The 22,280-nt window shown below is 72.9% G+C and carries 13 protein-coding genes and 2 tRNA genes; 11 read left to right on the forward strand and 4 right to left on the reverse strand.

Annotation, left to right across the window (positions count from 1 at the left end):
* The first annotated feature begins 104 nt into the window (after nucleotides 1-104).
* Nucleotides 105-3,200, forward strand: coding sequence for a beta-N-acetylglucosaminidase domain-containing protein (locus ACFZBP_RS04500; RefSeq protein ID WP_391409857.1), 3,096 nt, complete (start codon nucleotides 105-107; stop codon nucleotides 3,198-3,200).
* Here the strand turns inward: ACFZBP_RS04500 and ACFZBP_RS04505 are convergent, their stop codons facing one another.
* On the reverse strand, nucleotides 3,201-3,965 hold the full coding sequence (locus ACFZBP_RS04505; protein ID WP_383446001.1) for a sugar isomerase domain-containing protein: 765 nt from the start codon (nucleotides 3,963-3,965) through the stop codon (nucleotides 3,201-3,203).
* Nucleotides 3,966-4,172: 207 nt separating this feature from the next.
* Between ACFZBP_RS04505 and ACFZBP_RS04510 the strand changes: the two genes are divergently transcribed.
* The 6 genes from ACFZBP_RS04510 (at nucleotide 4,173) to ACFZBP_RS04535 (ending at nucleotide 13,563) form a co-directional block, all read left to right on the forward strand.
* The gene (locus ACFZBP_RS04510) at nucleotides 4,173-5,057 is read left to right on the forward strand and encodes a MurR/RpiR family transcriptional regulator (RefSeq protein WP_383445998.1); all 885 of its coding nucleotides are present in this window, start codon (nucleotides 4,173-4,175) and stop codon (nucleotides 5,055-5,057) included.
* 119 nt (nucleotides 5,058-5,176) lie between these two features.
* A complete protein-coding gene (locus ACFZBP_RS04515) occupies nucleotides 5,177-9,418 on the forward strand; it encodes an NEW3 domain-containing protein (protein ID WP_391409860.1) in 4,242 nt (1,413 codons plus the stop codon).
* The gene (locus ACFZBP_RS04520) at nucleotides 9,415-10,134 is read left to right on the forward strand and encodes a peptidyl-prolyl cis-trans isomerase (protein WP_391409862.1); all 720 of its coding nucleotides are present in this window, start codon (nucleotides 9,415-9,417) and stop codon (nucleotides 10,132-10,134) included. Before ACFZBP_RS04515 ends, ACFZBP_RS04520 begins: the two co-directional genes overlap by 4 nt.
* Before the next feature lie 149 nt (nucleotides 10,135-10,283).
* The gene (locus ACFZBP_RS04525; RefSeq protein WP_383445988.1) at nucleotides 10,284-11,654 is read left to right on the forward strand and encodes an extracellular solute-binding protein; all 1,371 of its coding nucleotides are present in this window, start codon (nucleotides 10,284-10,286) and stop codon (nucleotides 11,652-11,654) included.
* Nucleotides 11,655-11,656: 2 nt separating this feature from the next.
* The gene (locus ACFZBP_RS04530) at nucleotides 11,657-12,688 is read left to right on the forward strand and encodes an ABC transporter permease subunit (RefSeq protein ID WP_391409865.1); all 1,032 of its coding nucleotides are present in this window, start codon (nucleotides 11,657-11,659) and stop codon (nucleotides 12,686-12,688) included.
* Complete coding sequence (locus ACFZBP_RS04535; RefSeq protein ID WP_383445978.1) at nucleotides 12,685-13,563, forward strand: carbohydrate ABC transporter permease; 879 nt, start codon at nucleotides 12,685-12,687, stop codon at nucleotides 13,561-13,563. Before ACFZBP_RS04530 ends, ACFZBP_RS04535 begins: the two co-directional genes overlap by 4 nt.
* Here the strand turns inward: ACFZBP_RS04535 and ACFZBP_RS04540 are convergent.
* Nucleotides 13,527-15,770 (reverse strand): glycoside hydrolase family 3 N-terminal domain-containing protein, encoded by a 2,244-nt coding sequence (locus ACFZBP_RS04540; RefSeq protein ID WP_391409868.1) that lies wholly within the window; start codon nucleotides 15,768-15,770, stop codon nucleotides 13,527-13,529. The genes ACFZBP_RS04535 and ACFZBP_RS04540 overlap by 37 nt on opposite strands.
* Entirely contained in the window at nucleotides 15,767-16,801 is a 1,035-nt protein-coding gene (locus tag ACFZBP_RS04545; protein WP_391409870.1) for a BadF/BadG/BcrA/BcrD ATPase family protein, read from the reverse strand. The genes ACFZBP_RS04540 and ACFZBP_RS04545 overlap by 4 nt, the downstream gene beginning before the upstream one ends.
* Nucleotides 16,802-16,903: 102 nt before the next feature.
* On the opposite strand from ACFZBP_RS04545, the gene ACFZBP_RS04550 reads away from it, so the two are divergent.
* Nucleotides 16,904-18,124 carry a cellulase family glycosylhydrolase gene (locus ACFZBP_RS04550; protein WP_391410356.1) on the forward strand — a complete coding sequence of 407 codons (1,221 nt, stop codon included), beginning with the start codon at nucleotides 16,904-16,906 and terminating at the stop codon, nucleotides 18,122-18,124.
* A gap of 24 nt (nucleotides 18,125-18,148) precedes the next feature.
* On the opposite strand, the gene ACFZBP_RS04555 is transcribed toward ACFZBP_RS04550, so the two are convergent.
* A complete protein-coding gene (locus ACFZBP_RS04555; RefSeq protein ID WP_391409872.1) occupies nucleotides 18,149-19,648 on the reverse strand; it encodes a glycoside hydrolase family 3 N-terminal domain-containing protein in 1,500 nt (499 codons plus the stop codon).
* Between the two features lie 152 nt (nucleotides 19,649-19,800).
* Between ACFZBP_RS04555 and ACFZBP_RS04560 the strand changes: the two genes are divergently transcribed.
* From ACFZBP_RS04560 to ACFZBP_RS04570, 3 genes are all read left to right on the forward strand, one after another.
* Nucleotides 19,801-19,872: transfer RNA gene (locus tag ACFZBP_RS04560), tRNA-Tyr, on the forward strand.
* A 3-nt stretch (nucleotides 19,873-19,875) separates the two neighbouring features.
* Nucleotides 19,876-19,947: transfer RNA gene (locus tag ACFZBP_RS04565), tRNA-Pro, on the forward strand.
* A 3-nt stretch (nucleotides 19,948-19,950) separates the two neighbouring features.
* Nucleotides 19,951-22,254: a hypothetical protein gene (locus tag ACFZBP_RS04570; RefSeq protein ID WP_391409874.1), complete on the forward strand. Its 2,304-nt coding sequence runs from the start codon at nucleotides 19,951-19,953 to the stop codon at nucleotides 22,252-22,254.
* Nucleotides 22,255-22,280 lie beyond the last annotated feature (26 nt).

The raw sequence follows: 22,280 nt of genomic DNA on the forward strand, positions 1-22,280 counted from the left end.
ATTGAATCAAGTATTCATCATCTCTACCATCTCCCGATGGATACATTCATCCAGTCCCGGGAGGACCCGTGCGTCCTGTACCTCCTGCGCATTCCGCGCTGCCCGTGTTTCCAGCTGTCCGAGTCAGACGCGCCCGCCGCCCGCTGATATCGGCCGCCGCCCTGCTCCTGACCCTCGGCCTCACCGCCCCGGCCACGGCCGCCACCACGCCCGAGCCCCGCAGCAGGATTCCGCAGATGTGGCCGACGCCGAAGAGCGTGCACGCGGGCCCGGGACGGCTCACCGTGCCGGACCGGGTCGTCGAGGTCGTCGGCCCGCGCACCGACCCCGCCGCCCGACGCCTGGTCGAGTCCGTGCTGCGCGAGGCCGGCGCCGACCACATCGTCACCGTGCCGGCGGGCCGGCGGCCGCCCGCCTCCGCCCTCACGGTGTACGTCGGCGGCCCCACCGAGAACCCCGCCACCGCGGCGGCCCTGAGGAACCTGCGCGCCGAGCCCCCGACCGGCCTGCCCTCCGGCGGCTACACCCTCGGCGCCGGACACTCACACGGCCGCGCCCTCCTCGCCCTCTCCGGCACCGACACCACCGGCACCTTCTACGCGGCCCAGACCCTGCGCCAGCTCGTGACCGGCGACCGGATGCCCACCGTCACCGTCCGCGACTGGCCCACCGCCGGCCTGCGCGGTGTCATCGAGGGCTTCTACGGCACGCCCTGGTCGCACGCCGAACGCCTCGCCCAGCTGGACTTCTACGGCCGTACGAAACAGAACGTCTACGTCTACTCCCCCAAGGACGACGACTACCTCCGCGCCCGCTGGCGCGACCCGTACCCGCCCGCCGAACTGGACCGGCTGAGGGAACTGGTCGACCGTGCCCGCGCCAACCACGTCCGCTTCACCTACGCCCTCTCCCCCGGTCTCTCCGTCTGCTACTCCTCCGACGCCGACATCAAGGCGCTCACCGCCAAGTTCGACTCGCTGTACGACATCGGTGTGCGCTCCTTCGCGATCCCGCTGGACGACATCAGCTACACGAAGTGGAACTGCGCGGCCGACGAGGCGGAGTTCGGGACGGGCGGCGGTGCGGCGGGCGCCGCGCAGGCGCGTCTGCTCAACACGGTGTGGCGGGAGTTCACCGCCGAGCACACGGACCTCGAGCCCTTGGAGATGGTCCCCACCGAGTACTCCGACCTCGCCGACTCCCCTTACAAGAAGGCGCTGCGGGAGAAGCTCGACCCGTCCGTGGTCGTCGAGTGGACCGGCGTCGGCGTGATCGCGCCGACCATCACCGCCGAGCAGGTGAAGCAGGCACGTGAGGTGTACGGCCACCCGATCCTGGTCTGGGACAACTATCCGGTCAACGACTACGTCACCAGCCGTCTCCTGCTCGGCCCCTACACCGGCCGCGAGCCCGGCGTGGCGAGCGCGTCGACCGGGGTGACCGCCAACCCGATGGTGCAGGGAGAGGCGAGCCGGATCGCCCTGTTCACCACGGCCGCCTATCTGTGGAACCCGGACGCGTACGACCCCCGGGCCGCGTTCCTCGCCTCCGTACGGGACCTCGCCGGACCCGGCGCCGCCCGCTGGCTGCGGATCTTCGCCGAGAACAGCTACTCCTCCCAGCTCGACCCCACCGAGTCCCCGACGCTCACCCCTCTGATCGCCGCCTTCCGCAAGGCCTACGAGCAGGACAGCGGCCTCGAGCGGGCCGCCGCCGCGCTCAGGGGATACTTCGCCGACATGGCCGCCACCCCGGCCCGGCTGCGGGCCCTGCTGGACAACCCCGGGTTCCTCGACGAGACCTCGGCCTGGCTGGACAAGCTCGGCCGCTACGGCGGCGCGGGCGAGACCGCCGTGGACCTGCTGCTGACGCACAAGGACGGCGACACTCAGGCCGTCAGCCGGTACTGGGCCGAACTGAGGGCCGAGCGCAAGGCGCTGGACGCCGTGCCCGAGCAGGTCTCGCCGGGTGTGATGGACCAGTTCCTCTACACGACGATGCTCCAGACCGCACCCGACCCCGGTGTCGACGCCTCCTTCTCCCCCGACGCGCTGTCCCTGCGGCCCGGGGCGTCCGCCACGGTCACCCTGGACCTGTCCGACGCGCGGGAGAAGACCGTCGGCTGGAAGCTGGACGTGCCCGAGGGCGTCACCGCCACTCCCGCCGAGGGCACGGTCACCGGCCCGGCATCGGTCACGGTCACCCTCACCGCCGACGCGGCCGCCGAGGAAGGCGTCCACTCGGTCGTCGTCTCGGGCACGGGGCTCCTCGACCGGGCGCTCCCCGTCCAGGTCACCGACGGCAGCGGCACTCCGCGAGCGCTGACGGCCAACTTCAGTGGCGCGTCGGTCAGTTCCATCGACCTCTCCACCGGGACGACCGAGAACATCGCGGTCGGCGCCAACCCGGGGGAGGTCGTCGTGAGCGCCGACGGCCGTACCGCGTACGTCGCCAACCAGGGTTCGAACACGGTCAGCGTGCTCGACGTGGCGCGCGGCGCGGTCACCGCCACGGTCGCCGTCGGCCGGGTCCCCGCCGGTCTCGCGCTCACCCCGGACGGCGGGACGCTGTGGGTGGCCAACTACACGGACGGCACGGTGCAGCCCGTGGACACCGGGACGCTCAAGGCCGGAACGCCCGTCCGGGTCGGCGACGGCCCGGAGAACATGGCGGTCACGCCGGACGGCAGGACGCTGTACGTGGCCAACATCCACGACAACACGGTCAGCCCCGTCGACCTCGCCACCGGCACGGCCGGCGCCCCCGTCGCGGTCGGCCCGAGGCCCTTCAACGTGGTCGCCGCGCCCGACGGGAGGACGGTGTACGTGTCCAACTCCGGTGGCTCGACGGTGACTCCGATCGACACGGCGACCAACGACACCGAGCCGACGCTGCTGGTCACCGGCCAGGCCTACGGCCTCGGGCTGTCCCCGGACGGCCGGACGCTGTGGGTCAGTCCCAGCACCGGGGACCGGGTCACCCCCGTCGACACGGTGACCGGCGCGCCCGGCGCCGAGGTCACCGTCGGAAGGTCCGCCTTCGACGTCGGCCTGGACTGGGACGGCGGCACGGCCTACGTCACCACCGCGGACGGGAACAGCCTGGTGCCGGTCGACACCGCGTCGGGCACCGCCGGGTCACCGCTGACGACCGGCGCGTATCCGCTGGCCGTCGCGCTGACGCCGGTACCCGTGGAGTGATCAGCTCGCGGTGCGCCGGATCCGTCCGGCGTACCGCTTCTCCAGGTCCAGGTTGCCCTCGAACCCGCCGGGCACGTTGGCGGAGACATAGACGGGCGGTCGCTCCCCGGCGGCGAGGAGCAGTCCCGAGGCCTCCGCGACGGCCATCTGCACCAGCATCACGCCGGTGAGCGTCGACAGGGCGCACACCGCACCGCCGCCGGGCAGCTCCAGCAGCGCGTCGCCGGGCGGGGCCGCGTTGTCGAGGACGACGTCCGCGAGATCGGCGAGCTTCTTGCCGCTGGTGTGGCCCGCGGGGACGGCCCGGGTGTGGGCGAGGGAGGTGAGGGCGAGGATCCGGTGGCCCCGCTCCTTGGCGTGCAGGGCCATCTCGACGATGACGCTGTTGACGCCGGAGTTGGAGATGATGACGAAGAGGTCCTGGGGGTGCGGGGCGGCCAGGTCGTAGAGGCGGGCGGCGACACCGGGCTCGCGTTCCAGGAGCGGGTCGTCGAGGACGCTCGGCGCGTCACCGCCGTACAGGACGAGGTCGGCGATGCTGAGCCGGTTGGTGGGGACCAACCCGCCCGCCCGGCCCGCGACTTCGAGGACCATCGCCTGGGAGTGGCCGGTGCCGAAGGCCTGGATCACCCCGTCGGTACGGACGCACTCGGCGATGAGTTCGGCGGCGCGGGCCACGTCCTCGCGGGCGGCCTCGGTCAGGCGGTCGAGGACGGCCATGCCCTCGCGCGCGAAGCGCCGGGCGCTCACGGACTCGTCGGACACAGGTCACTCCCCACTGACGGGCCCGCGGGACGGGCCTGACGTTCTGAGTCTGATGGATTGAACCACCCTGCACTCCTACATCGATGAATCAATAAATCACACACCGAGCGGTACGGGCAACGAGTCCGACCGGGCTCCCCGGTAACCGGCATTTCCCGGTCCTGGTATTCATCCTGCGCGGCAAACGGTGGCTGGTACCTTCTCCCCATGCCCCCGACGGACGTCACCACACTGATCCGCACCGAACTGCCCCGGCTGGCTGGCTCCTTGCGCAAGGTAGGCGAGCTGATCCTGGAGGATCCGGCCGCCGTCACCCACTGCTCGGCCGCCGAGCTGGGCCGCCGCACCGGCACCTCCCAGGCCACGGTGACCCGGTTCTGCCGGGCCATCGGGCTCGACTCCTACCAGCATCTGCTGATCGAGCTGGCCCAGGAGCGCGGCCGGGGCGAGGTCTCCGACTGGGGCAGCGCCGAGATCGGCCCCGACATCTCGCCGGACGACAGCCTGGAGCGGGTCGTGCAGGTCGTCGGCAGCGCGGACCTGCGGGCGATCCAGCAGACCATCGAGCGGATCGACCTCGACGCCCTCGAACGCGCCGCCCAGGCCCTGGCCCGTGCCCGCCGTATCGACGTGTACGGCGTCGGCGGCAGCGGCGCGGTGGCCCAGGAGACCGAGACCCGGCTGTTCCGCATCGGCTGCCAGGTCCGCGGCTGGACCGAGGTGCACGGCGCCGCCACCTCCGCGGCCCTGCTCACCCCGGCCGACGTGGCCATCGGCATCTCCCACTCCGGGGCCACCCGCGAGACGCTCGAACCGTTCGAGACGGCCAAGGAACGGGGCGCGACCACCATCGCCATCACCACCGACCCGCGCTCCCCGCTGGCCAAGGCCGCCGACATCCGGCTCATCTCGGCCACCTCGGAGACCAGCTTCCGCACCGGCAGCATCGGCGGCCGGCACTCCGTCCTGATGATCGTCGACTGTCTCTACGTCCGGGTCGGCCAGGTCTCCTACCAGCGCGCCAGCGCCTCGCTCGCCCTGACGGACCACATCACCCCGCGGCACGCGGTGAAGAACCGCCGGATCCGCTGAACCCCGGCTGAACCCGGCCCGGAGTGTATGGATCAACCACCTGATTACCTTGAGGGTGGTTGTTTGAATCATCCCGTTGCGCCAGGATGGGGCTCCCCACGAGCACTCGTAGGAGCCCCATGCGCGTCATCTCTGTCGAGTCGACCGAGCTCTTCGTCGGTTCCGAGGACCATCCACTGCAGGTGGTGGCCGTGGAGATCGGCGAGGCCCCCGGCCGCACGGTCCGCCTCACCGTCGAGGGCCCGGGTGTCCACGGCACCGCCGAGGCGACCGCGGGGGACGACGGCACCGTACGCGCCGAGATACCGGTGACGACCGACCTGGCCCCCGGCGAGCGTACGCACATCAAGGTCACGGCGAAGGACGCCGACGACCCGGCGCGCGGGGCGGAGCAGTCCGCCGCGTTCGCGGCCGCCGAGCCCGGCTGGACCATGTTCATGGTCAGCCACTTCCACTACGACCCGGTCTGGTGGAACACCCAGGCCGCCTACACCGAGACCTGGGACGTAGCCGACGACCCCGCCGGCACCGGACTGCCCGCCCGCACCTTCGACTCCCGCGGCCAGTCCGGGATGAGCCTGGTCCGCGCGCACTGCGATCTGGCGCGGCGCGATGCGGCATACACCTTCGTGCTCGCGGAGGTCGACTACCTCAAGCCCTACTGGGACGCCTTCCCGGAGGAGCGCGCCTTCCTGCGGCAGCTGATCCGCACCGGCCGCGTCGAGATCATGGGCGGCACCTACAACGAGCCGAACACCAACCTCACCGGCGCCGAGGCGACCGTACGCAACGCCCTGTACGGCGACGGCTTCCAGCGCGGCATCATCGGGGCGTCCCCGGAGACGGCCTGGCAGCTGGACGCGTTCGGGCACGATCCGCAGTTCCCCGGGCTGATGGCGGACGCGGGGGTCAGCTCCAGTTCCTGGGCGCGCGGGCCGTTCCACCAGTGGGGGCCGACCCTCTCCGTGTTCGGCGAGGAGCCGCGCGACCCCAACCGGATGCAGTTCCCGGCGGAGTTCAGCTGGATCGCCCCGTCCGGGCGCGGGCTGCTGACCGCGTACATGGTCAACCACTACGGCGCCGGCTGGGCGATCGACAACGCGCCCACCCTGCCGGAGGCGGAGGCGGCCGCGTTCAAGCTGTTCAAGGGGCTCAAGCAGGTCGCGCTCACCCGTAACGTCCTGCTGCCCGTCGGCGGTGACTACGCGCCGCCGTGCCGCTGGGTGATGGGCATCCACCGGGACTGGAACGCCCGTTACGTCTGGCCGCGCTTCGTCAGCGGCATCCCGAGGGACTTCTTCGCCGCCGTGCGCGCCGAACTCGACGCCGAGGGCCGCAAGGCCTCCCCGCAGACACGGGACATGAACCCCGTCTACACCGGCAAGGACGTCTCCTACATCGACACCAAGCAGGCCCAGCGGCACGGCGAGACGCTCCTCGCCGACGCGGAGGCCTGGGCGACGCTCGCCTCGCTGGTGGCCGGGCACCCGTATCCGGACGCGGCGCTCGACAAGGCCTGGCGGCAGCTGATCTACGGCGCCCACCACGACGCCATCACCGGCTCGGAGTCCGACCAGGTCTACATCGACCTGCTCACCGGCTGGCGGGAGCTGTACGACCTGGCCGAGACCGTGCACGCGGACGCGACGGACGCCCTGGCGCGCAGAGTGGCCCAACTACCGGACGGCACACCGGACTTGGTGGTCTTCAACGCGGCGACCTGGGAGCGCCGGGACGTGCTGGCGGTGGCGGACCCGGGACTCGTCCCGCTGGACGACACCGGTCTGCCCCTGCCCGCCGTACGGGAGGACGGCGAACTGCGGGTCGTCGTCCCTGAGGTGCCCGGCATGGGCCTCAAGGCGCTCCCGCTCGCCGACGGCACCGTCCCCGAGTGGACGCGCGGCGAGGGCACGACGATCCGCAACGAGTTCTACGAGGTCACGGTCGACCCCGCGCGCGGCGGCACCGTCAGCAGCCTGCGAGCCCTGAAGGAGGCCGGCCGGGAGCTCCTGCGCCCCGGTGACATCGGCAACGAGCTGGTCGTCCAGGAGGAGTACCCGAGACACCCGCGCTTCGGCGAGGGCCCCTGGCACCTCACGCCGACCGGCACGACCGCCGCGCGCGGCCGGGACGTCACGGCGGACGTCGACGTCGAGCACTCCCCCGCCGGGTCCCGGATCACCGTCCGCGCCGACCTGGGCCTCTTCCGCTACACCCAGCGCCTGACACTCTGGAAGGGCGTCGACCGCCTCGACCTCACGACGACCCTCGACGGCTACGACGGCGCCGACCGCCTGATCCGGGTCCGCTGGCCGTCCGACGTGCGCGGCGGACTCCCCGTGCACGAGGTGGCCGACGCGGTGATCGGGCGCGGGTTCGGGTTCGTGGAGGTGGACAGCGAGGAATTCCCGTGGACGCTCGACAACCCGGCCAACACCTGGTTCGGGCTCGGCTCCACCGCGCGGGTCGCGATCGAGGACGGCTCCGGCCGACCGCTCGGCGAACGGTCCATCGGGGTCGCCGAGTTGGTGTACGCCTCCTGGGACGACGCCGGTGAGCTGGGCACGGCGCTCGCGGCGGCCCTGGTGCGCGTGGGTGTGACGGCGACCTCGACGATCGCCGGGGGCCCGCGCTACGGCGACCTGGAGGTCGACTCCAACCTGCCCGACATCCGGATCGCGGTGGGCGCCCCCGAGCGCAACGCGCTGGTCGCTCAGGCCCTCGGCTGGGACCCGGCCGCCGGGCGGGAACTGCGCCGGCAGCTCGCCGAACGGGGAGTGGCGGCCGTCTGGGTCGCACCGCGCGCCTCGCTGCGGGAGGAGTGGGTGCCCGGCGCCGACCTGCGCGACCTGGAGCGGCTGCCGCTGCTCGTGGTGGCGGGCGCCCGGCCCGAGGACGACGCCAAGGCCGTGGACGCGCTGATCGCCGACCTGGACGACGCGGTCCTGGGCGCCACGGCTGCGGGCGGCGGCGAGGCGCTGCCCCCGGGGGACGCCTGGGACGGCCGTAGCTTCGCGGTCCTGAACCGCGGCACACCCGGCTGTGTGGTGACCTCCTCCGGCGACCTCTACATGTCCCTCATGCGCTCCTGCACGGGCTGGCCGTCCGGGATCTGGGTCGACCCGCCCCGCCGCACGGCGCCCGACGGCTCCGCGTTCCAGCTCCAGCGCTGGTCCCACACCTTCGAGTACGCCGTGGTCGCGGGCGCGGGCGACTGGCGCGAGCTGCGGCTGCCGCAGGCCGGACATGCCTTCAACCACCCCCTGACGGCGCGGCCGAGGCGGACGGCGGCCGAGGACGCCGCACTGCCGAGGAAGACCGCGCTGCTCGGCCTGGAGCCGGCCGGACAGGTGCTGCTCGACGCGCTCAAGCCCGCCGGGTCGCCGCTCGCCCGGGGCAGCGTGGCGCCGGCCGACCCCGGACGCGGGGTCGTCATCCGGATGCACGAGGTGAACGGGCGGCCCGTGCGAGCGCGGGTGCGGGGGCCGCGGGAGTGGACGGACGGTGCGCGGGCGGACGTACTGGAGAGGCGCGGGGAGCCACTGCAGCCCGCCGATCAGCAAGCCCTCGACCTGGACCTGACCGGCTTCGAGGTGGCGACCGTCCTCGCCACGACGGACGCGACGACCGCACCCGGTCAGGGCGTCGCCGCCCACGAGCCCGCCCAGCCCGTCCCCACCCGCTACTGGCTCCACAACTCCGGCCCCGCCCCGCGCGGCAACATGCCGGTCGCGGTGTACGTCTCCCCGACCACGCTCACCGTCGCCGACGGCCCGGTGACGGCGACGGTCCGGGTCTCCTCGGAACTGACCGACGCACCGGTCTCCGGCACGGTGAGCCTGCGCGTCCCGCCCGGCTGGTCCGTCGAGCCACCCGAGCTGCCGTACGCGCTCGCCCCCGGCGGGTTCACGCTCACCGAGGCCACGGTGACCCCACCACCCGACGCCGAGCCGGGCCGCCACTGGCTCGCCGCCCGGCTGTCGTACGGCGGTCAGACGTACGAGGACGTGGTGGCCCTGGATGTGCCGGACGGGCACAGGGGCCCGACGCTCGTGACGGAGCTGGCAGTCGAGCGCGTCAGCGTGCGCCGGGGCGAACGCGCCCACGTCCCCGTGACCCTGCGCAACACCACCCGAGGCCCGATCAGCGGCACCCTGTGGGCGGTCTCCTCCTGGGGAACCTGGGCCGGTGTGACCCCCGGCTGCCAGGGCTTCACCGTCCCGGGCGGCGAACGACTCGACCACGTCATCGAGGTGGACGGCGGTGCGGTGCCACCGGGTTCCTACTGGCTGATGGCCAAGGTCGGCTGGCACGGCTGCGTCGCCTACACGGAGGCGGTCGTGCTGGAGGTGACGGAGTGACGAACCACGCCGCCCTCGTCCAAGGTCGGCCGATCCCCAAGGCCCACGTGGACGCCTTCCTCGAAGCAGTGCCGGCCCGCGACCCCGAGACCCGCCCCGAGTCCCTCGCCAGGGCCGAACGCCAACGCCGCCGCTGGGCGACCCAAGTGGTGGTGATCGACGAACTGGCCCGACAGGCATGTGAGGAGCGCGGGCTGGAGACGAGGCCACCCCTGGACGCCCCTCGCGGAATCAGCGACGGTTCCGCCACACCCCCAAGGGGCGCGGGGAACTGCGCGACCAGCCACGACGGCGCCGCACCCGACCACCGACCTGACACGGCACCCCCCGCGGAGCGCACCGTGGCCGACCTGGGCAGCATCATCGCCGTCGCCCTGTCCCACTCCCCCGCCGCCCGCACCCTGCTGGCCCACCTGGAATCCGAGCAGCACATCCCCGAGGCGGCGATACGGGACTACTACGACCGCAACCGCGACCGCTTCCTGACCCCCAGCGCGCTCAGACGCGGCCTCAACCCCTACGACCCGGCGGCCGTACCGGCGGACTTCCTGCCATATGAACGCGCCCGCGAGGACATCGAGCGCGAACTACGCCAGGCGGCAGGCCGCTGGGCGTTCTTCGCCTGGCTGGACCACGCCCGCACCGGCGTGGAGTACGCCCCGGGCCACGAGCACCCGGGCGACCCGTCCCACCCGGACCACGAGCACCGGCACTGAACGGAACGTAAAAGCAACACGGCAACCCATTGACCTCCGATGAATTCTGGTCCACCTTTTCATCAATCAGAGTCCAAGTTGGTGATTTGAACCAGCAGCCAGCTGACACCAGCGAACCAGCCGGCGCGGCCGGCCGCAGGAGGGCACCCATGCGCGCACGCAGACTTCCCGGATCCCTGGCATGTTTCCTCGCCCTGGCACTCACGACCGCCGGCTGCGGCCTCTCCGGCGGCTCCGACGACGGCGGGGCCACGGCCGGCGGCTGCAAGGTCGACAAGGCGAACGTCGGGTCGGGCGCGCTCACGGGGGACGTGAAGGGCGACATCACCTTCCAGACGACCAACTTGAAGAAGGACTTCGGCGACTACTTCAACGGCGTCATCGCGGCCTTCGAGAAGGAGCACCCGGGCACGAAGGTCAAGTGGATCGACGACCCGGGCGACGCCACCTTCACCCAGCGCCTGGTCGCGGACGCACAGGGCTGCACGCTGCCGGACGTGGTCAACATCAACGTCAACACGGCGATCGCGCTCACCAAGAACGGCTATCTGATCGACCTGGACAAGAAGGCACCGGACGCGGGCGAGCCGTTCGTCCCCGCGCTGTGGAAGTCGAGCCTCTACGCCGACGCCTCGGGCACCAAGGTGCACAGCGTGCTGCCCTGGTACTCCGGCGGCATCGTGCAGACCTTCAACACCGAGCTGATGAAGAAGGCGGGCCTGGACCCGGCCAAACCTCCGACGACCGTCCTCGGACTGTTCGCCGACGCGGAGAAGGTGGCCAAGGCATCGGGCGGCAAGTACCACGCCTTCCTCGCCAACCCGCAGCTGCGCATACCGGCCGACTGGCAGCAGATGGGCATCAAGATCTTCTCCGCCGACGGCAAGTCGTTCACCTTCGCCGACGACCCGAGGACGGCCCAGTGGGTCGAGGCCATGACCAAGCTCTACAAGGCCGGCGGGATGCCCCGGGACTCCCTGTCCTCCACCCAGGACCCGGCCAACGTCTTCGGCCAGGGCAAGCTGGTCTACGGCCCCACCAACCCCAACTTCCTGCGGTTCATCCAGCAGAACAACCCGACCGTCTACAAGAAGACCGGCGTCGCCCGCTACATGCTGGACGACCTCGGCCACACCGTGGGCGCCCCGCAGTACATCGGCACCGCATCCACCAGCAAGAACGCGGTGACCGCACTCGCCTTCGCACGGTTCTTGACCAACGCGAAGAACCAGCTGGAGTGGGCGAAGGACCCGAACGTGGTCATCTTCCCGTCGACCACGGCCTCGCTGGACGACCCGTTCTTCCAGTCGGTCAAGGGCACCGACCCCTTCGCCGAGGCCCGGAAGATCGTCGCCAGTGACCGCAAGACCGCGACGGCCGACGAGATCGCCCTCACGCCCGGCGAGCTGAACGCCATCTCGGCCCAGATCCAGCTGGCCATGCAGGGCAAGAAGAGCGCCGAGGATGCCCTGAAGGACGCCCAGTCCAAGGGCAACGAACTGATCGAGCAGGGTAGCTGACGATGGCTCAGCAGACTGTGGACCAAGCGCCCGTTCCCGCTCCCCTCGGGGCGGGCGCCCCCCGCCCCGGCTCCGTACCGGAACCGCCGGGGCGCCTGCGCCGCGCCCTCCGCGCCGTCACGCCCGGCCCGACGGCGGACGCGGGGGGCGCGGCGCTCTACCGCCGCTGGTGGCTGCCCTGGCTGTGGATGCTCCCGGCGATCGTCGGCACGACGGTCTTCGGCGTGTTCCCGTTCCTCAACACCATCCTGGTGTCGTTCACCGACGCCAAGCCGCTCGGCGGCGCGTACAACCTGGTGGGCCTGGACAACTACACGCGGATGCTGGGGGATGCGGACTTCTGGCTGGCGACCCGCAACAGCGTCCTGTACGCGCTGATCGTCGTCCCGCTGATGGTCCTGCTGCCGCTGCTGCTCGCGGTCCTGGTGGAGAAGAACCTCCCCGGCATCGGCTTCTTCCGCTCCGCCTTCTACACCCCGGTCCTCGCCTCGTCGGTGGTCGTCGGCCTGAGCTGGCAGTGGCTGCTGAGCGACCAGGGCCTGGTCAACACCTGGCTGGAGAAGGCGCACCTCATCCGCGGCGCCATCCCCTTCCTGTCGGACTCGTGGCTGATCCTGCTGTCGGCGATGGGCCTGACGCTGTGGAAGGGCCTCGGCTGGTACATGATCTTCTACCTGGCCGCCCTCGGGAACGTGCCCCGCGAACTCCACGAGGCGGCCGCCGTGGACGGCGCCGGCGCGGTGCGCCGCTTCTGGCATGTCACCGTGCCCGGTGTCCGCACCTCGATGATGCTGGTCGGCACCCTCACCGGCATCGGCTCGCTGCGCGTGTTCACCGAGATCTACATGCTCGGCGGCGCCACCGGCGGCCCCGGCGGCGCCGACCGCACGCTCCCCTTCTACATCCGGGACGTCGGCCTCGACCCGCTCACCGGCAACGCCGGCTACGGCGCGGCGGTCAGCGTCGCCCTGTTCGCACTCACCCTGGGCCTCACGCTGATCGCGCAGCGCCTGACGAAGGAGGACGAGGCATGACCACGGCTGTGGAGAAGCGCAGGCGTCTGATGCCGCGCTGGCGGGACTACGGCCGCCCTCGTGAACTCGTCGTCCGTTACCTGCTGTTGGTCTTCGTCCTGTTCATCACGGTCGGCCCACTGCTGTGGCAGGTCCTGTCGTCCCTGAAGGGCGCCGGCGAGGACGTCTTCGGCGCGGGCGCCTCGCTCATCCCGCACCACCCGACGCTGCGGGCCTACGAGCAGGTCTTCGCCCAGGTCCCGGTGTGGACGTACATCAGGAACAGCCTGTTCGTGGCGGTCATCTCCATCACCAGCCAGCTGGTCTTCTCCACGATGGCCGGCTACATGCTGTCCAAGCCCGCCTGGAAGGGCCGGGCGCTGGTCTGGGTGCTGCTGATGGCGTCCATGATGTTCCCCTTCGAGTCGATCATGGTGTCGCTGTTCCTGAGCGTCCGCGACATGGGTCTGGTCGACAACCTCGTCGGTGTCTGGCTGCCCGGCTTCGTCGCCGCGATCAACGTCCTCATCATGCGGGCCGCGTTCCTCGCCGTCCCGCGTGAGATCGAGGACGCGGCGATGCTGGACGGCGCCGGCGAGTGGAAGCGGTTCCGCCATCTGTACCTGCCGTCCGCGTACGGCGCGATCCTGGTCGTCACCATCAACACCTTCATCAGCGCCTGGGACGACTTCCTCTGGCCGCTGATCGTGCTGCGCTCCGAGGAGCACTTCACGCTGACGCTGGGTCTGGCCCGGCTGCAGACGTCGTCGTTCGGCTACGACCAGCGGCTGGTGATGGCGGGCTCGGTGATCTCGGTGGTCCCGGTGCTGGTGCTGTTCGTGATCACCCAGCGGTGGTTCTACAAGGGCGTCTCGTCGGGGGCCGTGAAGCTCTGAGTCGGTACGGCGGTCAGGGCCGCCCGCGCCGACTCCGCGACCCGGAACTCGACCACGGTGCCCCTGCCGGGCAGCTCGGCGCCGAGCGAGAACGCCACCGTGCGGGTCTCGCCCGGCGCCAGCTCGACGGCCCGGAACCCGCACAGCTCCAGCGTGCGCGGCCACACCGGGGTCCGCAGCCGCCGCAGGTACAGCTGCGCCACGGAACGGCCCTGGCGCTCCCCGGTGTTGGTGACGTCGGCCTCGACGGTGTGCCCGGACAGGCGCGGCGGACCGTACGTGAAGCTCGTGTACGAGAGCCCGTGCCCGAACGAGTGGAGCGGCTCGGCGTCCTCGTCCACGTAGCCGCCGTACTCGGTGTCCTTGTGGTTGTAGTAGACGGGGAGCTGGGCGGCGGAGCGCGGCACCGAGACCGGCAGCCGGCCGACGGGTTCGGCGAGCCCGAGCAGCACCTCGGCGAGCGCGTCGCCGCCCCAGGGGCCCGGGTACCAGGCGGTGAGCAGGGCGGCGGCTCCGGTGGCGGGCACGGCGTGCGGGCGGCCCTGGACCAGCACGACCGCGGTCGGCGTCCCGGTCGCGACGACGGCGTCCAGCAGCGCGTGCTGGGCCCTCCCGAGCCGCAGCCCGGCCAGGTCGACGCCCTCGCCGCAGGTCATCTCGGAGACGACGGTCCGCGCGGCCCCGTTGGCGTCGAACTCCGTGCCGGGCGTACGTGCGCTGCTGCCGCCCAGCACCAGCACGGCCAGGTCGGACGCGGCGGCCGCGGCGACCGCCTCGGGGATGCCGGAGAGGTCGTCGCCGGTGAGGGCGCAGCCGGGGGCGTGGCGGATGTCGAGGCCGGGCGGGGCGAGCCGCCGTAGCCCGTCGAGCAGGCTCACCGCGGCGCCGGGGTGTTGCGGCGCGGTGTAGTCGCCCGACTGGTGGGCGGCGGTGGCGGACTGGGGTCCGAGGACGGCGACGCGGGAGACGGACGCCGACAGGGGCAGGACGCCGCCGTCGTTGCGCAGGAGGGTGACCGCGCTGCGGGCGACCGCGGTGCTGAGCTCCCGGCCCCCCACGGGGAAGGGAACCGTGGCGTCCCGCTGATCGAACAGCCCCAGCCGGAACTTGAGCCGCAGCACGCGGGCGACGGCGGCGTCGAGGGCCTCCTCGGTCACCAGGCCCCGCTCGACGGCCTCCTCCAGATGTGTGAAGCCCTCGTCCCAGAGGCTCAGATCGACGCCGGCGGCGAGCGCGAGGGCGCCCGCGGACACCTTGTCGCCGGTGATCCGTGCCAGCCGGTCCACCGCGAGGCCGTCGGCCATGACCAGGCCCTCGAACCCCCAGCGTTCTCTGAGGAGTTCGGTGAGCAGCGCCCTGTTCCCGCAGCAGGGCATCCCGTCCACCTCGTTGTAGGCGGCCATGACGGCGGCGGCCCCGGCGCGCACGCCCGCGCGGGCCGCCGGGAGGTGGATGTCGTGCAGCTCGCGCGGACCCAGCTCGGACTCGGCGGAGTTGCGGCCGCCGACGGTGGCGCCCTGTCCGGCGAAGTGCTTGAGGACGACCGGGGCCTTGTCGGCGGCGAAGTACTCGGCGGGTTCGCCCTGCATGCCGCGTACGACGGCCTCCGTGAAGCGGGCGGCGAGGTACGGGTCCTCCCCGAAGCACTCCTCGGTGCGGCCCCAGCGGGGGTCGCGGGCGATGTCGAGCGCCGAGACCAGGGCCAGGTGGCCGCCGCGGGAGCGCAGTTCGGCGGCGGCGTGGGCGGCGGCGCGTTCGTACAGCCCGGGGTCCCAGGTGGCGCCGACCGCCAGGTTGACCGGCAGGACCGTGCCGTCCAGCGCCATGTGCCCGTGCGGGACCTCCTCGACGAACAGCGCGGGAATCCCGAGCCGGCTGCGCTCCACGACATGGCGCTGCACCAGCGCGGCGAGCGCCGCACCGTCCTCGGCGCCGGGCCCGTTCGTGTGGTCCACGCCGGACCAGACGTCGGCGCGCTGGAGGCCGTAGAGGGCGCCGAGCCCCTCGAAGCGGTCGGTCTCCGCGTACAGCGCGTCGGTGAGCTCGAAGCCGCCGTCGGGGGTGCGTCGGTAGGCGTCCCAGCCGTACATCCGCTGGTTGAGCTGGCCTACCTTCTCGCGCAGGGTCATCCGGGAGAGGAGGTCGCGGACCCGGGTGTCGACGGGGGCGGTGGGGTCGCGGTACCGCTGCGCGTCGGCGGCGCTCATCCGTCGTGCCCCAGGCGGGCGAGGGCCACGGCGCCCCGGGAGCCGTCGGGAACCCAGTCGAGGGTGAGGCCGAGGCGGTGGAGCCGGGCGGTGAGGGGTGCGGTCAGTGGTCCGTCGGGGCCGAGCAGGCCACCGGTCGCGACGATCCGCTCCCCGGGGCGCGGTTCGAGGGCGCGGACGGTGTCGGCGAGGTGGTCGGCGGCCGTTTCGAGGATCCCCTCGGCGACCGGGTCCTCGTGCCGGACGGCGGCTTCGGCGACCAGCGGGGCGAGCAGGGCCAGTTGGACCGGTGGCCGCTCCAGCACGGCGGGGAGCAGGTGCATGCGGTAGGCCTCGCGCCGGGCCCGGGTCCAGACACGGGTGTCGTACGGGCCCGGAGGCTCCGCCGGCAGGACGTCCTCGGGCACGTCCAGCGCCCGCCCCACCGACGCCCCCAGCGCCGTCGCCCCGCCCCGCCCGTCGGCCATGCGCAGCGCCACCCGTACCGCCTCGCGCCCGATCCAGAAGCCACCGCCGTCGTCGCCGAGCAGCCAGCCGTCGCCGCCCGCGGTCGCGGTGCACCCGCGTGCGGTGATGCGCATCGCGACCGCGCCCGTACCGGCCACCAGGGCGAGTCCGTCGGCGGGGTGGCCGGGCGCGGCGGCGAACGCCGCCTCGATGTCGCTGTGGATCTCGATCGCGTCGACGTCGATGCCCAGCCGGCTCAGGGCGACGACGAGAGCGGCGTGCGCCTTCACGCGGCCCGGCTCGTCCGGCGCGGTCCGCGAGGCGCCCGCGAAGCCGCCCGCCACCGCGACGACACGGCCGCGCAGCGCCTTTGGCACGGCCTGCGCGACGGCCTCGGCGAGATGCTCGGTGAGCTGCGCTCCGGGCACGGTCAGGGCGTTGCCGGGCCCGGAGACACCCTCACCCTCGGGGTCGCCGCCGTGCGCGGGCGCGAGGACGGCGCGCGTGCGGGTGCCGCCGGCGTCGAGGCCGACGACGTACGCCGGTGCCCGTCCGGCCGAGGTTTGGTTCAAATCACTATTCATCGTCGCCCATGGTGGTTGATACATTCGCGGCAGACAAGAGTCGACGGACAAGAGACACACGGCGGCCAAGCCACCGCGCAGGCCCGGCCCGAGGAGGATCCCATCCACCCGCTCCGCTTCGGCGTCAACTACACGCCCCGCCACGGCTGGTTCCACTCCTGGCACGACTTCGACCCGGCACGCGCGCGTGACGACCTGGACCAGATCGCCGGTCTCGGCCTCGACCACGTCCGCGTCTTCCACCTCTGGCCGCTGCTCCAGCCCAACCGCACCCTGGTCCGACCCGCGGCGGTCGACCGGCTGGCGCACCTCGTCGACCTGGCCGGCGAGGCCGGTCTGGACGTCATGGTGGACGGCGTCCAGGGCCATCTGTCGAGCTTCGACTTCTACCCGGAGTGGACCCGTGGCTGGCACCACCGCAACGTCTTCACGGACCCGGAGGCGATCGAGGCCCAGGCCGACCTCCTGCGCACCCTGGGCCGCGCGCTCACCGGCCGCCCGAACCTCATCGGCCTCCAGCTCGGCAACGAGCTCAACAACCTGGTCGAGCACAACCCGGTGACGGCCGACGAGGTCGACCACTACCTCGACACCCTGCTGGCGGCGGCCCGCGACGGACTCGGCCCGGACGGCGGCCTGGTCACGCACTCCGCCTACGACGCCGCCTGGTACGGCGACGACCACCCCTTCACCCCCGAGGCCTCGGCCCGCAAGGGCGATCTGACCACCGTCCACCCCTGGGTGTTCTCCGGCGACTGTGCCCGCCGCTACGGCTCCCGCTCCCCGCAGGTCCGGCATCTCGCCGAGTACGGCACCGAGCTGGCCAAGGCGTACGCCACCGACCCCGCCCGCCCCGTCTGGGTCCAGGAGACCGGCGCCCCCGAACCGCACATCCCGGCCGCCGACGCCCCCGACTTCGCGCGGGACACCGTACGCAACGCGGCCGAGTGCACGGGGCTGTGGGGCGTGACCTGGTGGTGCTCGCACGACGTGGACCGGTCGCTGGCCGACTTCCCGGAACTGGAGTACACGCTCGGCCTGTTCGACTCGACGGGCCGTGCGAAGCCCATCGCCGAGGCCCTCGCCGACACGATCGCCGACCTGCGCGAGACCCCGGCCCCGGCTGGGCCGCGCGCCACCGCCCTGCTCCTGGACTGCACGCCGGGCACCCGGTCGGTGTCCGGTCCGGGCGGCGCGTACTTCGAGGCCTGGACGCGGATGCGGGCGAAGGGGCTGCGCCCCGCGGTGGTCCTGGCCGCACGGGCGGAGGACGGGGAGTACCTGGCGGCCAGGGGGATCAAGGAGGTCGTACGCCCGTCCTGAGCCGCCCGGCCCGACCGGCGGGCGTCAGCCGACGGTGACGCCCGCCAACGCCTCGGCGACCGCCCGCAGGTTGGCCCGCCCCCGCCCGTACGAGCACAGCGCGCCGCCCTCCGGCAGCCCCGTGTCCACCCGCACCGCGTCCGGCCGCCGCGCGAGGAGGGCGTCGCGCAACCGGGCCTGCCAGGGGTGCGGTCCGGCGTCGCAGGTGGCCACGACCAGCGGAGCGGGACCGCAGCAGCGCAGGATGCCGTCGACGAGTTCGGCGGGGTCGGCCGCGTCTCCGGTGACGGCCGTGCCCGTGGCCGTGGGGTCGACGGCGCGCATCTCGGTCAGCAGGTCCTCGCCGCCCCAGTTGAGCGCGGGGTGCGGCGGCGGGAACAGGTCGACGACATGGGCGCCGCGCACGGCGGTCGGCACGCCCCGGCTCCGTATCGCCCGCCGCGCGGCCTCCAGCCCGGCGCCCTCGTCCCAGCCGGCGACGGTGGACGCGGGGGTCGCGTACCGCTCGGCGAGCCGCCGCACCCGGCCCGCGGCCTCCTCGATCCGCTCCTGCGCGAGCACTCCGGTGCGCAGCGCGTCGAGGACGGCGTCCCGGCAGTCCAGGGTGACGTTCAGGTCCCCCACGGCGACGATCACCTGGTCCGCGCCGGCGGCGAGGGCGATGCGGGCGCCGGCCGCCTCGCCGTACTGGTCGGCGATCGCCTTCATCTCCAGGGCGTCGCTGACGAGGACGCCTTCGAAGCCGAGGTCGAGGCGGAGCATGTCGCCGAGGATGCGACGGCTGAGCGTGGCGGGGCGGCCCGGGTCCAGGGCCGGGAAGACGACATGGGCGCTCATCAGCATCGGCACCCCGGCGTCGATGGCCGCGCGGAACGGTTCGAGGTCGGCGCGGAGTTCGTCGTAGGGCCGTGGGTCGACGGCGAGGCCGTGGTGGCTGTCGGTGACGGTGCCGCCGTGGCCGGGGAAGTGCTTGGCGCAGGAGGCGATGGAGCGGGCCTCGGTGGCGGTGATCCAGGCGCGCAGATGACGGGCGGCGAGTCCGGGGTCGGCGCCGAAGGAGCGGGTGCGCACGATCGGGTTGTCCGGCCGGTGCTGGAGGTCGGCCACGGGGGCGTAGGAGGCGGTGATGCCGAGGCCGGCCAGATGACCGGCGAGGGCGTCGGCGCAGCGGGCGGTGAGGTTGGGGTCGTCGACGACGCCGAGGGCGTAGGAGCCGGGGACGTCGGGGGCGCCGGCGGTGACCAGGTGGCCGATGCCGCCGCCCTCGTTGTCGATGGCGACGACGAGGTCCGGGCGTATCGCGCGCAGTTCGTCGGTGAGGCGGCGTACCTGCCGGGCGTCGCGGATGTTGCGGGTGAACAGGATGACCCCGCCGAGGCCGCGGTCGATGAGTTCCTTGAGGGGGTCCGGCACGCTCGTGGCGCCGTCGAACCCGGCGACGAGACAGCGGTGGGCGGCTTCGTCCAGGTCGGCGGGGAGTGCGGTCGACCGGGAGGACGCGTGCACGTGCTCGAAGTGGCTCACCCCGGCAATGCTCTGGCTCGATCAGCCGAAAGTCAACCTCCCGGTGGATCACTGATTCATCAAGCCCGCCTCGCGCGGCCGTCCAGCCCGGCGGTGACGGCCATAAACCCGTTTGTACGGTGATCTCATGGGCGTCTACCGTCGGTCCTCGTCGACGTGTAGCTCAGCAGCAGAGCACCGGGCTGTAATCCCGGAGGGCGCAGGGGCAGCACCTGCCACGTCGGCCTCGACGTGTAGCTCAGCAGCAGAGCACCGGGCTCGGGACCCGGAGGGCGCAGGGGCGGAACCTGCCACGTCGGCTTATGAACGACAACGCTGAGCAGCAGCCCCTCGTCGCGGCCCCGTCCTACCCGGCGGCCCAGCTCGCCAAGGCCTTCACGACCGCGCTGACCCACCACGACCCCGCCACCCGGCGCCGGGCCGAGGAGCGCGGGCAGCGCTGGCGTGCGGTGCTCGCGGGGATGGGCGCCGGCCGGCTGAGGGTCGGTTCGCGCACCCCGGTGCCCGGGCTGCCGGCCTGGGTGACGCACGAGGTGGTGCGGGGCGGCTTCGCCACCGGTACCGCGAGCGCGGGCGGCCCGCTCCAGCCGTACGAGACCGAGGCGGCGCGGAACTTCGGGGTGCCCGCCGAGCGGCGCGCGCTCTTCGCCCACGCTCTGACCGAGGCGGGGCTCGCCTGGCTGTGGGCACGGTTGGACGACGGCCACTACGAGGTCGGCGTGCCCGAGGAGGCGGCGCTGCTCACCGTGGCCTGGCTGGTGCGGCACGGGGCGACCGACGCGGCGCTGGACCTCGCGGACGAACTGGAGCCGTTCGCCGACCGGCTGCGCTTCCTGCCCCGCCCGGCGGACGGCCCCGCGCCGGACCGCGTCACCACCGTGCACCGCAACACCGTCTCCGACACCGTCGACACCCTCGTACGGCGGCGGCCCAACGCGGCCGTCGAGACCGAGCGCGAGGCACTCGCCGTATGGCAGCCGTTCGGCGACGAGTTGCTGGCCCACTGGCTGGAGACGGCGCGGGACGGCCGGGTGCTCGAACTCGCCCCGGACACCGACTGGTTGACACGGGGTGCGGCTCTGCTCGCCCGCTACCGGCGGCTGGCCGCGGAGCACACCCGCTGCACCAAGCACCTGAGCCCCAAGCAGAACCTGGGCATTCTGCGCGGCGCGCTGGAGGAGACCGTCGCCGGACGCCCGCTGGACGCTCGCCGGCTCGGTCTGCTGCGGCACGCGGTGGAGGCCATGGTGCGCCGACGCGGCCTGCCCGGGTCCGCACCGCACAGCGCCCTGCGCCGACAGCAGGCACGCCAGGCCGCGCTCCCGTCCCACCACGCGCTGGCCCAGCTGATGCTGCGCCGGCTCGCGGAACTGCCCCAGGACACGGGCATCACCGAGGTGCCCCCGCTGCTGACGCCCGTGACGGAGCAGGAGGAGCGGGAGACCGGCCTGCCCGCCGGAGCGGAGGTCCCCCGGGTGATCCGCCGGGTGGTGGAGGCCGCACTCAGCGCGCCGCTCGGCACGCTCGTCGAGCGGGGCGTCGTCCCGTCCGCCGAGGTCATGGCCGAGCTGGTCCCGCAGCTGGTCGCCGCCACGACCGCGCGGGCGTACGGCGACGAGGCGCTGCGGGCGTTGATGGCCGCGAACCACCGGGCCTTCGGCAACCGCCGCTCCCTGCTCCTGCTCGACCTGCAACGCCAGGTGCGCGTGGAGGAGCTGCCCTGGGTGCGGGCGGTGTCCGGGCAGCGGTCGGCCGTGATCGGCAAGACGGACGAGGAGGGCGCGCTCACCGTGCTGCGGCAGCTGGGCGAGCTGGCCGTGCAGGCCTTCCCGGGCACGATCCTGCCCAACCCGCTCGTCCGCGAGCTCGGCGTGCTCGCCCGCCAGTGCGACCTGGGCGCGCCGTTCGTGGAGGAGCTGGCCGCCGACATCTTCATGGGCACGTTCAGCCCGAAGTTCCTCACCGCGGCCCGGATCGCGGGCGAGTTGCTCGGCGGCACGCTGTACGAGCGCTACTACGGCATCGACTACGGGGCGATCCGCGACCTCGCGATCACCGAGACGGGCGCCGCGCCGAGCCGTTCCCACGGCGCCCGGACGTCTCCCGGTTTCGCGCGGCTGTGCACGGAGCGGGCCGCGGCGGACTCGTCCGGGTCCTGGTCCGTGGCGGCGAACGGCACGGTGATCGAGCAGGCGCAGATCCTCACCACGCACAACCTGGCCACGCTGGTCCACCGGGTGGAGATCGCCCCGCGGCCGGGCTTCGCCGACCTGGCGCACCGCTGCTTCGGCACCGTGTGCCGGCTGACGGCCCGGGTGCACAACAACCGGCGCCCGCTGCCCACCATCAAGGACGCCGCGTACGCCTGGCGCCAGATGCTGTTCCACCTGTCCCTGTGCCCGCCCGCCGAACAGCGCCGCTTCCTCGCCGGACTCGCCGAGGAGACGGCCCGCCACCCCGCCCATGTGGCGACCCGGCTGGCCCCGGCCCTGGCGGGCCTGGCCCGCACGGTCGAGGGCGGCGCCTTCGACACCGACGGAACGGCGGAGGGGGGTCGTGCACGCCGGTTCCTGGGGTGGAGTACGACGGGGCACTGGATGCGGTGAGAGGCGTGGCAGGGACGCGGGGCGGG

This window comes from Streptomyces sp. NPDC008086 (genome assembly GCF_042957325.1).
Taxonomy (GTDB): Bacteria; Actinomycetota; Actinomycetes; order Streptomycetales; family Streptomycetaceae; genus Streptomyces.